The following is a 12,405-nucleotide window of genomic DNA, read 5'->3' as shown; positions in this document are numbered from 1 at the left end:
GTTAAGCAGATTCCAGATCGTTAATCGCGTAGCGGGCGATGTTCTCTTCGGTAATGGCGTCACCGGTTAATTCCCGGGTGATTTTGCCTTCGCGCATCACCAGCACGCGGTCGGAGATGCGGATAATTTCGGTCATCTCCGACGACACCACGACGATCGCTTTTCCGGCCTGCGCCAGCTTTTCAATCAGGTTATAGATTTCCGACTTGGCGCCGATATCGATGCCGCGCGTCGGCTCATCAAATAAAAAGACATTGGCGTCCGCCGCGACCCAGCGTCCGATAATCACTTTCTGCTGATTGCCGCCGCTCAGGGTGCCAATGGTTTTCTCAATATCGAGCGGACGCAGTTTCAAATCGCTCATCACCTCCTGCGCCGCGCGGTTCAGCTTCTCTGTGCTGACGAGGCCTGCGCGGGTGAACTGGCGCAGAGAAGGCAGCGCCATATTCATCTTCACCGCGCGCGCTTTGATAATGCCCTCTTTTTTGCGGTCCTCCGGCACCAGGCCGATGCCGGCGCGGATCGCCGCGCTGACGTCGTGGTTGCGCACCGGCTGCCCGTTAACCCACACGCTGCCGCCGCTGCGCTTGTCCAGCCCGGCAATCAGCTTCAGCAGCTCGGTGCGTCCCGCGCCGACCAGCCCGGCGATGCCTAACACTTCGCCGGCCCGCACGCTGAAGCTGGCGGGGGAGATCTCACTGCCGCGCGCCAGATTCTCTACCCTCAGCACCTCCCGATCGGTCACCCAGGCGTTGTGGGCAAGCTTCTCGATTTTGCGCCCGACCATGCGGGCGACGATGCTCTCTTCGTTTTCGTCACAGATATTCACCACCCCGACCTGGCGGCCGTCGCGCATAATAGTGGCGCGATCGCAGACGCGGAAAATTTCATTCATCTTGTGCGAGACGTAGATCAGCGAGACGCCCATCGCTTTCAGGTCGCCGATCAGCTCGGCGAGGCGATCGAACTCGCGCGGCGTCAGGCTTGAGGTCGGCTCATCCATGGCGATAACTTTGGCGTCATCCAGCAGGGCGCGGGCGATTTCCACGATCTGCTGCTGCGAGACCTTGAGGCTTTTGATCGGCGCGGCGGGATCGATAGTGGGATCGAGCTGTTTGAGCAGCAGCGCCGCGCGCGCCAGCTGCGCCTGCTTGTCGACCCACAGGCCGCCGGCGCGGGTGATCGGCCTGCCAAGAAACATATTCTGCGCCACGGAGAGCTCCGGCACGTGCTGTAGCTCCTGATGGATCATCGCGATGCCGGCCTGGCGTGCGCTGAGCGGATTTTTCATCTGCACCGCTGTGCCGTTGACGCTGATTTCGCCGCTATCCGCCAGCCGCACGCCGGAGAGGATGTTGAGCAGCGTTGACTTACCCGCGCCGTTCTCGCCAATTAGCGCGTGTACTTCACCCGGCTTCACGGAAAAGTCGACATTCTGTAAAGCGGCGGCACTACCGTAGGTTTTGCTGATGCCGCGCATCGTTAAGCGAAACTCTTCCATATCCCCTCCGCCTGCACTATTGCTGGGCTAACAGCTGGCGCAGCTTGTTGTTGTCTTTGGTGGAAAACGCCTCGACGTTCTCTTTGGTGATCAGCGCCTGCGGCGTTGAAATCACGCGTGACAGTTTCTGACCGTTGATCAGCCGCAGCATAACGTCCATCGCTACTTCGCCGGTCAGCACCGGGAAGCTGTCGACGGTGCCGGTCAGCTCGCCGCGCTTGATCGAAGCGTAGGCGTCGGAGATGCCGTCGGTGCCGAAAATTTTGGTCTGGTCGGCTTTGTTCAGCGAGCGCACCGCCTCTACCACGCCAAGCGCCATGGTGTCGTTGTTGGCATAGAAACCGATAAGATCGGGATGCTGCTGCAGGATGGTGGAAGCGGCGTTAAAGGCCTGTTCACGGCTCCAGTTGGCGGGCACGCTGGCAACGATGTTGAACTTGCCGTTCGCCTGTAGCGTCTCTTTAAAGCCGCGCGTGCGCTGGCCTGCGGCATAGACGCCGGGCTGACCTTCGATCACCGCGACCTTGCCGCCCTGCGGATAGTGCTGAATAAACCATTTGGCGACGCGCACGCCGTTATCTTTCTGCACGTTGCCGACGTAATAGCGGGCGTTCGGCATCACCGCGTCGTTAACGTTGACCACCGGAATATTTTTGGCGTTGGCGCTCTCCAGCGCGGGTTCAAGGTTGATGTCGGTTTGCGGCGACACCAGCAGCCCGTTGAACCCTTGTGAAATAAGCGTCTCAGCGATAGAGAGCTGGCCAAGCTGATCGTCTTCGTTGGCGGCGGCCTGATAGGCGACGGTGAAGCCATATTTTTTCGCAACGTTCTGGTAGCCCTCGCCGAGGGAGCGCCAGTACTCATTGGTCAGGGTTTTCGACACGCCGCCAATCTTCAGCTTGCTGTCGACTTTCGGCAGCGCGCCATATTTGCTGTCGAGCTGCGTCCAGTCGGTGCGATCGGGCTCGGTGTCGGACTGCAGCGGCGTAAGCTCGGCGGCGTACAGGCTGCTGCAGAACAGCGAAGAGGCGAGTACAGAGAGTAAGAGTTTTTTCATTTTATTATCCTGCGTTCTCGTTGTAGGGGGGGGGCCTGGTGCAAGCGCGACAGTGGTTATCTGGCAAGCATAATGTCGTTTACGATCTGCTGAGAAGTCACCGCATCCTGACGCCCGATGGCGTCGAACAGTGCGGCGTTATCATTGAGCTGTTCGCACAGCCTCAGCAGACGGGTGACCGTGGCAATATTGGTTTCGGCTTCGCGCACCGGGTCGAGCCCGCTGGCGTCCGGGAAGGTGTCGAAGTAGTAGGCGCCCTGATAGCCGTCGCGCTGCATCTGCCAGAGAAACTCCAGCGTGGCGCGCGGATTGACCGATCCCGCCATCAGGCCGTCGTCGCGTTTGCCCCAGCCGTCGTTAAGATCCAGCCCCAGCAGGCGAGAGCGGCGCGCCACCATCGCCGCCGCATAGGCGGGGATCTCGTTGGCGAACAGCACATGGGCGAAATCCAGCGTAATGCCGAGGTTAGGACTTCCCGCCTCTTCTACCGCCAGCAGGCAGGTGGTGACGTTAGGAAAGATACTGTAGGCGCGCGGCTCGTTGGGCTTGTACTCAATGCTGACGTCGATATCGGGCGCATAGTCGGCAACTTCACGCACTGCGCTTACCGCGTCTTCCCACATTTTTTTGTAATCGGCCTGAAAGCAGTAGTCGAAGCCATCCTGACCCATCCACAGCGTCATCAGGCTGGCACCAAATTCGCGCCCGGCGTCGATGCCGCGCTTGGTTAATTCGATCGCCTCGCGGCGAATAGCGGCGTCGGGATGGGTAAAGGCACCGATTTTGAACTGCGGCGCGTCCCAGCGCATCTGCATACCGTTGACCGCCAGCCCGGCGTCTTCGATTGCCTGACGCATCGTTGGAATAGCCTGGGTGATATGTTGCGGGTAGTTCAGGTCGAGGTGTGTCAGACCTTTAACGGTTCCGGCGCGCGCGATCATCTGCAGCACCGAAGGCTTGCCCTTTAGATCTGGCCAGTAGCGGTGTGCGCCGGAGGCAAAGGAGTTCAGGCGTGTTGCGAATTTGAGTTGCGACATGTGAGGTTCCTAAACCAGTTGTGAAGTACTTTCTGTTTTCACAAAAATGTGTGAAGTGATATTTTTTATACGCCTGCGATTTTTTTACACAAGAGGGGCGGCGCGACAAAAGTGCGTTTTGCGAGGGCGCTCACGAAAGTACAGATTGCGAACGCGTTGTGCGTTCGAATAGAGGCGGGGCAAAGAGAGGTAAAAATAATAAAAAAAAGCCTGTGCTTAAACAGGCTTAAAAAACTGAGCGATCGGTTAAGTTTAATTTTTTCTCCGCCTTCTGAACGAAAGAGAGGAGATAGCGGGCATACAGGCGCGCCTTTTATCAGACCCCGACAAGATCTTAAGCGTGACCTGATGCCTTTCCCGGGCGTGGCAAAAAAGGGCTGGCAATATTAAGTGAGATAAGCCGGTTAATAATGACCCAGAAGCATGGAAAAACCTCTCCTGCTTTTTTACTTTCTGCATGCTTCAGGCTGCTGCAGTGACTGACAACTTGCTGGATTACGACTTAGGGATTTCTGCAGGGATTTATTCACACCCCGTGATTTCTGGGTCGGATGGCAGGCTGCGGTTTCATCGCCTGGCCTGCGCTCTTTCAGCGTGCAGCCCGGCGCGTAAGCTGTTTGCAGCGGCTGCTCACCCGTTCAGGCAGGGCAGCACGCTTAATGCGCCGTTTTTTCGCATGAGGGGCGTCGACTGATTTTGCCGCCGGTTCGTTCGGCCTCCACCGTACGTTCGCGGCCGTTTTTAAATATGCTGCCGCTAATCTGGCCGCCTTTGCGTCCCGCTTCACGCGCTCTTTCCGGGTTTTCCGCAGAATTACCCGCACCACTGCGTCGTTGAAACATACCGTCACCTCACCCAGAGAGAAAATCTCTATATAGCTGAACTATGAAATCAGAAAGGCAATATTTCAATATTGAGCTGCAGAGCTAAAATTTAATTCGTGAAAAGGATTAATTACTTATTCAGCATCAGGCTGGCTAATTAGTTAATAGTTAATCAACTAAACGGCATTCCTGTACAATTTATTATCTCTGGTACACCTTTACTGAAAGCGTTAATTCGTGAAGGGAATCACAGAGTAACCAGGCTGCCTGTCAGCCGGTTGCGCCCGGCTTAGCAGGCATTCTGCCGGTGCTCGCAGGCAAAGGCAAAAAGGGTATCCCGCCGTATAGCCCGGCGTTTGCTGGACAGCGCAGCGCGGCGGCCAGCGGCAATGGTCTATACTCTGGTTAAACGAAGCGGGAAACAGCGAGAAAAATAACGTGACGATGAGTGAAGAGGCTGAGCGCCAGCAGTTTGAACGCTGGATCCGCAGCGATGAGTCTTTTGAAGAGCGGTGGCTCAGGCGCGACGATTCCACAGGCTATCGCTACCATCTGGTGGAAAATCGCTGGAAGGCATGGCTCGCGCGCAGCAAACTTAACGATAACGCTCAGCCCTGACAGGACTGTTGTGCGTTAAAGATCACCCTCACTAAACATCTCCGCGCGGGTCGGTGACTTTTGCCGCTTTTTTTCAGTCAATTTCCTCTGTTTCCGCACGCCCTGAAACAGGCACCTCATTGCGAAGAAAAATTAAACAGTCAATTATTTGCAGCGCTGACCCTTACGCCATTATGTAGCAAGATTAACCCGGTTATTTATTTTTTGGGAATCATGTTTAATCGTGGAAAAACGCTGGGCTCGGTGTATCGGCATCGGTCGGGTAAACTTTAGCTTTAGATAGTAATAAAAAATTATCCTCCATGATCGCTTACGATAAGCTGGTGCTTCGCACCGACAGGATTTTACAACCCATTGTAATGTATGGTTATTTTTAAATTTGGCTTAGTTTGAATAACCAGTAAATATTGCCTGTACTCTGGGTGGTAAATCACCGTTAGCAACCTATAATCCATTTCTGCCGCATATTTTTGCCGTGCTTTTTATGAACAACTGCGCCTGAGACTATTAGCAGCAACGCCCCGGCTATCTATTAAAGATATTAGCCAGGCTTATTTTTGCGCTTATTGCCGAATGCCACCAGACAGTCTTACCAGGATGAAAAATGATGAAAAACCTGCTTGATAAAATTAACCTGCCCGTCAAATTTCTTATTCTGGGCATATTCGCCCTGATTTTGTTTGTTTTACCTACAACGCTGTTTATTCAGACGGGAAATCAGGCTATCGATGCTAAACAACAGGAGCTGGGCGGCATTCCGGTAGAAAAACATATGCTGAAGCTGCTGAATCTGCTGCAGCGTCACCGTGCAGAAACCGCCATCGCTATCGCGCTGAAAAAGCCTGATAACCCGCCGCGCATGGCGCTGGTAGACGAAATTAACCAGCAGACCGACCTTATTCAGACGGAGCTGAAGCAGCAGGACCCCAGCGCACAACCGCTTCAGCGTCTGGATAAAATGGCGCAGGCCTGGGTGAAGCTGCAGAGCGATATCAACGGCGGCGCGCTTACCTTCGCGGACAGCCTGACCGAGCACGCCCACCTTATTCAAATTATGCTGAGCGCGAATCTTGACGTGCTGGACTACTACGGTATGTCTCTCGACAGCGATTTGAATACTTACCAGCTGATTAACAGCATTTTTATTCGGCTGCCGCAGCTCACTGAGACGCTGGGACAGATCCGAGCCGGCGGCACCTCGCTGATCGCCTCCGGCACTATCTCCGAGAGCGACTTCAGCCGCATGAGCTATCAGATAGAGGCAGGGAAAGCGGCGCTGGATCAGTTTAACGCCAATCTGGAAAAGGTGTATGCCATTGAGCCGGCGCTGGCAGCGGACTTCAGCGCCGCCGCGCAGGAGGCGAATCGTCAGGCCCTGGCCGCGCTGCAGCTGGCCGACCATATTTTCGTCAGCAAAAGCGCCAGCGTCGCGCCGGTGGAATATGTTCAAATCTTTACTAAGGCAATCAATGAGTTCAGCGCCATTGGCGAGCAGAACGGCGAGCGTCTGGCTCAGATGATGCAGAAGCAGATCGATACCCGTCGTCATGGGCAGTATACGCTGCTGGCCGGTTTGCTGGCGGTCGCGCTGGTGGCGATTTTTATGGCGCTGATGATCAGCCGTTCGGTTACGCGCCCGCTGCAGGATGCGGTTCGCCTCGCCAGTAAAGTTGCTGAAGGCGATTTGACCTCGACGCTGCATATCGGCGGCAGCAATGAGATGGCTGCGCTGCTGAACGCGCTGATGAAGATGCAGCAGCATCTTGCCCGGCTGGTTTCCGATATTAAGAGCCACGCCGCTACCATCGCCAGCTCTTCTGAAGAGATAGCGCAGGGCAATGGCGATCTCTCTTCCCGCACCGAAGAGCAGGCAGCCTCGCTGGCGCAAACGGCAGCCAGCATGGAGCAGCTGGCCTCGATTATTCAGCAGAACGCTGACAATACCCGCTTCGCGTCGGACAAAGCGGTATCCGCCACTCAGGCGGCCCAGATGAGCGGCGAGGCGATGGCGTCCGTAATGGCGTCGATGCAGAAGATCCGCGGCAGCTCAAGCCAGATTGAAGAGATTACCTCTGTTATCGACAGCATCGCGTTCCAGACCAATATCCTGGCGCTTAACGCCGCGGTAGAAGCTGCCCGCGCCGGCGAATCAGGCAAGGGCTTCGCGGTGGTCGCCACAGAAGTGCGCGCGCTGGCGCAGCGTTCCGCCCGCGCCGCGAAGGAGATTAAAAGTTTGATTGAACATTCGGTCGGCCAGGCTCAGGAAGGGATCAGCATGGCGCAAAGCGCCGGCGATAAGGTTAAGCAGAGCCTGAGCGCCATCGAGCAGACCTCGCAGCTGATCCGTGATATCTCCTCTTCTTCGGCGGAGCAGAGCAGCGGCATTTCGCAGGTTAATATCGCGGTGAATCAGATGGACCAGGTGACCCAGCAGAATGCGGTGCTGGTGGAGCAGTCAGCGGTCTCGGCGGACAATCTGGCCGAGCGCGCCGGGCAGCTGCGCCATATGGTTGCGGTATTCCGTACCCTCTGAGGCGGCAACAGGGCCGATCCGGCCCTTTACCTTCGCTGCCCGTTTGTCAGCAAAAGCGGCGGTAATTTTATACCGCTTTTGCGTAACGCATACGGCTTAAACCGCTATGCTTATGGGTCAGGCCAGAAAGAGCAGAGGTATATTTGTATATAACAGAGGTCGATATTGACCATTACGCGCTGGAATTAAGGCGCATTGCAGCAGGGTATCAGACAGGCGAAAAATTGCCGGATGTGAAGAAGAAGGTCGACGGGCTTATCGATACGCTTAAAAGCTCCCTCGCCAGCGACGCGCAGCTTCAGGTGCAAGCCTGGAGCGAGCTGGCGGAGGCGTTAAGCCACTATATGAAAAACACCGCCGATCCCGACTGGACCACCATCATGGCCTACGCCAGACGAAAGGTGAACCGCAGTAAACAGAACGCCATGTTCAGGCGTAAACGCTTCAAGGATTAAACCGCCAGCGGCGGTTTTTTTCTGCCTGTTCCTCTTTTTTTCGCGCCTCTTGCTGACAAATCTCCCCAACCCGCTCGGGCTATACTCTGCTGCTTCACCGCAGTGCAACGTTGTTATGCAGTAATGATCTGATGCGCAGATTTACCCGTTATTCACCTTAAACACGCCGTGTTACCGGAAGTGGGAGATCACCATGAAGAAGATTGGCATCAACGGTTTTGGACGTATTGGCCGTCTGGTTTTAAGACGAATTCTGGAACAGCAGGAAGCGGTGGAGGTGGTGGCGATCAACGATCTCACCTCGCCGGAGATGCTCGCCTACCTGCTGAAGTATGACTCCAACTACGGTGCCTTCCATGGCGACGTCGGCGTGGATGGCAATGCATTGCTGGTCAACGGCAAAAAAATTACGGTTTTCGCCGAGAAAGAGGCGAAGAATATTCCGTGGGGATCGCTGGGCGTTGACGTGGTTATCGAATGTACCGGTTTCTATACCTCGGCGGAAAAAGCGCAGGCGCATCTTGATGCCGGCGCGGGCAAGGTGCTGATCTCCGCGCCAGCCGGCGAGATGAAAACCATCGTCTACAACGTCAACCACGACACCATCAGCGCGGAAGATAAAATTATCTCTGTCGCCTCCTGCACCACCAACTGCCTGGCGCCGATGGCGAAAGCGCTGCACGATAACTTCGGCATCAAGGTCGGCACCATGACCACTATCCACGCCTATACCGGCACCCAGGCGCTGGTAGACGGGCCGCGCGGCAAAGATTTCCGCTCTTCGCGCGCCGCGGCGGAAAATATTATCCCGCACACTACCGGCGCGGCGAAGGCGATCGGCCTGGTGATCCCGGCGCTGACCGGCAAGCTGAAGGGCCACGCGCAGCGCGTGCCGACCAAAACCGGTTCGGTCACTGAGCTGGTGTCGGTTCTGGATAAGAAAGTCACGGTTGACGAGATTAACGCGGCGCTGAAGCGCGCCTGCGAGAACAATGAATCTTTTAAATATACCGAGGATCAGATCGTCTCTACCGACGTCATCGGCGTGCCTTACGGCTCTGTCTTCGACGCGACCCAGACGGAGATCAGCGAAGCGGGCGACCTGCAGCTGGTGAAAACCGTCTCCTGGTACGATAACGAATATGGCTTCGTCACCCAGCTGGTGCGCGTGCTGCATCTTTACGTATCGCTGTGATCTCAGGCGGGCTACTCAGCCCGCTTTCCCTCCGAGCTGCGCCTGTAAAAAGTTCAGCAGCACGCGATTGACCTCGCTGCGCTGGCGATGCTGCGGGTAGACCGCATTCAGGCAGAGCGGCGCGGGCTGATACGGCTCCAGCACGCTCACCAGCTCGCCGCGCTTTAGCGCCGGCTCGACAATAAATCCCGGCAGCAGAACCAGCCCCAGTCCGGCGACCGCCGCGTCGCGCAGCACCTCGCCGTTATTGCTTAACATCGGGCCCTGCACCATCACGCTTTTGCTTTTTCCCGCCAGCTGCAGTTCCCAGCCGCTAAGGGCTTCTCGTCCGTAGCGCAGACAGGCGTGCTGAGCGAGATCCTCCGGCGTCTCCGGCGTACCCGCGCGCGCCAGATAGGCGGGGCTGGCGCAGATCAGACGCCGCTGCTCGCCAAGGCGGCGTGCAATCAGCGTTGAATCCGCCAGCGCGCCGATGCGAATCGCCATATCGAAGCCTTCGCCGATCATATCGACATAGCGATCTGCCAGCTCGATGTGAAACTGCAGCGCGGGATGCTGCGCCAGGAACTGCGCGATCAGCGGTGACAGATGACTCATGCCGAACGACATCGGCATGCTGATGCGAAAGGTGCCGTGCAGCTCCTGTCGCCGCGTCGACATCGCCTGCTCCGCCTCGTGGATATCATCAAGAATGCGCTGCGCATGGGTCAGAAACAGCATACCCGCCTCGGTCACTGATAGTTTTCGCGTGTTGCGGATCAGCAGCTGCGAGCCGAGCGACGCTTCCAGCGCGGCCATTCGGCGGCTAACGTACTGCTTGGAGAGCATCAGCTGTTCCGCAGCGGCGGTAAAGTTGCCCGCATGGATCACAGCGACGTAAATACGAAGATCTTCAGTCTGCATATTGTCCACTTATTTGTGACAGTGATTGCCATTTCAGCCGATTTTTAAGGATTTTAGTTTACGGTATTGTCTGTTCCATCGGAAGGGCAAAAGCGCTTCCCCCTTACAACACAGGAGCAGACCATGATTGAGCAACGACTGTCAGAGCAACGCGGCCATGGCGACCACGGCTGGCTGAACTCACGCCACACCTTTTCGTTTGCGAATTACTGGGATCCGAAACAGAGCGGTTTTTCCGACCTGCTGGTGATCAACGACGACCGGGTTGCGGCTTCACGCGGTTTCGGCGCGCATCCGCACTCCAATATGGAGATCCTCTCTTACGTGCTGGAAGGGGCGCTGGAGCATAAAGATTCCATGGGCACCGGTTCGGTTATCGTTCCCGGCGACGTGCAGCTGATGAGCGCGGGCAGCGGCGTGACCCACAGCGAATTCAACCATTCGAAAAGCGAAGGCGTACACTTTCTGCAGATCTGGATTGTGCCGGCTGAAAAAGGAACGCCGCCCGGCTATCAGCAGATTTCGGTGCCGGAAAGCGAAAAACGCGGACAGCTGCGTCTGATCGTCTCGCCTGAGGGTGAAGATAGTGCCTTGTCGGTGCGTCAGGATATGCGCCTCTACGCCGGTCTGTTTGATGGCGACGAGCAGCAGACCTTTCCGCTGGACGAGACGCGCTACGCCTATATCCACGTTGCGCGCGGCAGCGTGACGGTAAACGGCATGCGTTTTAATGCGGGCGACGGCGCGCGCGTGCGCAACGAGAGCAGCCTGACTTTTAGCGAAGGCGACAATGCCGAAGTACTGCTGTTCGACCTGCGTCCGATCGAGGTAAACCATCCGAGCCGCTGATCGCTGACTCAAGCGCGTCACTGAAGGTGTCAGAACCTGACTGAAGTCACGCTGGCACCTTATTAACCCAAGCAGCACGCCGCATTTGCGGCGTGCTGCTTTGCGCTTACTTCTCGTTGCGCTCTTCCTCTTTCTCCAGCCCGAGCGGCACTTCATGATCCAGACGGTGCGGCTTCAGCAGCTGAATATCCAGGATCACATAGGTCATCGTGGTGATAAACAGCGAGATCACGCTGCCGATCACGCCGCTGGTGGTAAAGGTAAAGAAGTTATACATCACCACCCAGGTCACGCAGATAAACAGCGCCAGCGCGACGTTAATCGCGGAAAACGAATAGTGGGTCGTGCGCGCGCCGAGATCCATGATCTGCTTATACAGATTGCCGCCGGCGTACTTCTCCAGCAGCATGATAGCGCGCTCCCAGTTTTGCAGCCGACGGGCGCTGCTGCGGGTGACAAACAGAAACAGCAGCGACAGGAAAAAGCCGGAGAAGGCGATCAGCACCGGCACCGCCTGCAGCGCGTAGTCGAGGCTTTTATGACCGGTGCTATGCGAAAGATCCAGCGTCAGCGAGGCGCCCAGCGCGCCATAGAGAAACACGAACAGCGCGAGGAAAAGCGCGTTGCGCTTCCAGTCGCTCTCGACTTCAACCATCCGCTGCGCCCGCGCGCTGTACAGCGCCTGCCGTATTGATTCCGCCTGTGCGGAATCAGGCTCGAGCTTCTCTACCGGTTCGCCGAAAAAGGTGTGCAGAAACGGCTCATCCGCTTTTTCAATTATCATTTCTTTTATCCATACAGGTGATACGCGATGGGCACAGTGTAATGGAGGGGTGCCGCATGGCAAAGCGCGGCTTTCAATCTGGGGCAGAGTGCGGTGGCGCGTTCTGAAAAGGTTTTTACCCTCTGCTAAGTCTGCGCCGTTGAAGGTAACTTAAATGGGTGGGCGAATCGGCGTATCTTAAATTCTTTAGCCGGTTGAGGCTGTATAAGTGCAGCGCCGCTCAGTGAGCGAAACACTATTGCTGAGAGGTGCGCCGATCGAGGCACGACAACGAAAAAGACCCGCAAAGCGAGCCTTTAATTTATCAGGTGCTGATATTTATTTGCTTGAAAAAATAAAAGACAGAACGACATGAGATATTTTTGTTGCGCTATAGAAAGTTAACATCATGACTAGCGGTTTAGACAGCCTTTCTGGCGCAGTAAACCAACAATTGAACGCCACATTTGCACCGCTCAGCAATGAGGCCGCTATCAATATACCCAAACCAGTCGATATGCCTTTTATTAACTTTGGGTTAACTTTCATTGGCTTTGTTGAATAAATCGAACTTTTGCTGAGTTGAAGGATCAGATCACGCATCCTCCCGACAACACAGACCGTTCCGTGGCAAAGCAAAAATTCAAAATCACCAACTGGCCCACCTACA

At 56.0% G+C, this 12,405-nt stretch carries 12 protein-coding genes; 6 read left to right on the top strand and 6 right to left on the bottom strand.

What is annotated here, in order from left to right; translation table 11 throughout:
- Position 1: 1 nt before the first annotated feature.
- From MHZ97_RS20025 to MHZ97_RS20010, 4 genes are all read right to left on the bottom strand, one after another.
- On the bottom strand, positions 2-1,501 hold the full coding sequence (locus tag MHZ97_RS20025; protein ID WP_103797041.1) for a sugar ABC transporter ATP-binding protein: 1,500 nt from the start codon (positions 1,499-1,501) through the stop codon (positions 2-4).
- A gap of 16 nt (positions 1,502-1,517) precedes the next feature.
- A complete protein-coding gene (locus MHZ97_RS20020) occupies positions 1,518-2,558 on the bottom strand; it encodes a substrate-binding domain-containing protein (protein ID WP_239315545.1) in 1,041 nt (346 codons plus the stop codon).
- A gap of 56 nt (positions 2,559-2,614) precedes the next feature.
- Positions 2,615-3,595 carry a TIM barrel protein gene (locus MHZ97_RS20015; RefSeq protein WP_103797043.1) on the bottom strand — a complete coding sequence of 327 codons (981 nt, stop codon included), beginning with the start codon at positions 3,593-3,595 and terminating at the stop codon, positions 2,615-2,617.
- 656 nt (positions 3,596-4,251) lie between these two features.
- Positions 4,252-4,437 carry a general stress protein gene (locus tag MHZ97_RS20010; protein ID WP_103797044.1) on the bottom strand — a complete coding sequence of 62 codons (186 nt, stop codon included), beginning with the start codon at positions 4,435-4,437 and terminating at the stop codon, positions 4,252-4,254.
- A 420-nt stretch (positions 4,438-4,857) separates the two neighbouring features.
- On the opposite strand from MHZ97_RS20010, the gene MHZ97_RS20005 reads away from it, so the two are divergent.
- The 4 genes from MHZ97_RS20005 to gap all read left to right on the top strand — a co-directional run bounded on the left by MHZ97_RS20005 (position 4,858) and on the right by gap (position 9,220).
- Positions 4,858-5,037, top strand: a complete 180-nt coding sequence (locus MHZ97_RS20005; protein ID WP_146053854.1) for a hypothetical protein — start codon at positions 4,858-4,860, stop codon at positions 5,035-5,037.
- 607 nt (positions 5,038-5,644) lie between these two features.
- Positions 5,645-7,570, top strand: coding sequence for a methyl-accepting chemotaxis protein (locus MHZ97_RS20000; protein ID WP_103797069.1), 1,926 nt, complete (start codon positions 5,645-5,647; stop codon positions 7,568-7,570).
- A gap of 224 nt (positions 7,571-7,794) precedes the next feature.
- Complete coding sequence (locus MHZ97_RS19995) at positions 7,795-8,025, top strand: hypothetical protein (protein WP_103797045.1); 231 nt, start codon at positions 7,795-7,797, stop codon at positions 8,023-8,025.
- Positions 8,026-8,218: 193 nt separating this feature from the next.
- Positions 8,219-9,220, top strand: coding sequence for a type I glyceraldehyde-3-phosphate dehydrogenase (gene gap, locus MHZ97_RS19990; protein WP_103797046.1), 1,002 nt, complete (start codon positions 8,219-8,221; stop codon positions 9,218-9,220).
- 15 nt (positions 9,221-9,235) lie between these two features.
- On the opposite strand, the gene MHZ97_RS19985 is transcribed toward gap, so the two are convergent.
- Positions 9,236-10,123 carry a LysR family transcriptional regulator gene (locus MHZ97_RS19985; protein WP_103797047.1) on the bottom strand — a complete coding sequence of 296 codons (888 nt, stop codon included), beginning with the start codon at positions 10,121-10,123 and terminating at the stop codon, positions 9,236-9,238.
- A gap of 123 nt (positions 10,124-10,246) precedes the next feature.
- Between MHZ97_RS19985 and MHZ97_RS19980 the strand changes: the two genes are divergently transcribed.
- On the top strand, positions 10,247-10,972 hold the full coding sequence (locus MHZ97_RS19980; RefSeq protein WP_103797048.1) for a pirin family protein: 726 nt from the start codon (positions 10,247-10,249) through the stop codon (positions 10,970-10,972).
- A gap of 106 nt (positions 10,973-11,078) precedes the next feature.
- Here MHZ97_RS19980 and MHZ97_RS19975 read toward each other — a convergent pair whose 3' ends face one another.
- Entirely contained in the window at positions 11,079-11,756 is a 678-nt protein-coding gene (locus MHZ97_RS19975; RefSeq protein WP_239315685.1) for a hypothetical protein, read from the bottom strand.
- A 561-nt stretch (positions 11,757-12,317) separates the two neighbouring features.
- On the opposite strand from MHZ97_RS19975, the gene MHZ97_RS19970 reads away from it, so the two are divergent.
- Positions 12,318-12,405: hypothetical protein (locus tag MHZ97_RS19970; protein ID WP_239313698.1), on the top strand; the 88-nt coding region annotated here is incomplete at its 3' end.

The sequence above is a fragment of the Pantoea sp. ACRSC genome (assembly GCF_022346785.1).
GTDB lineage: Bacteria > Pseudomonadota > Gammaproteobacteria > Enterobacterales > Enterobacteriaceae > Pantoea > Pantoea alvi.
The sequence above is the reverse complement of the archived record's forward strand: the minus strand, read 5'-3'. Positions and strand labels throughout refer to the sequence as shown.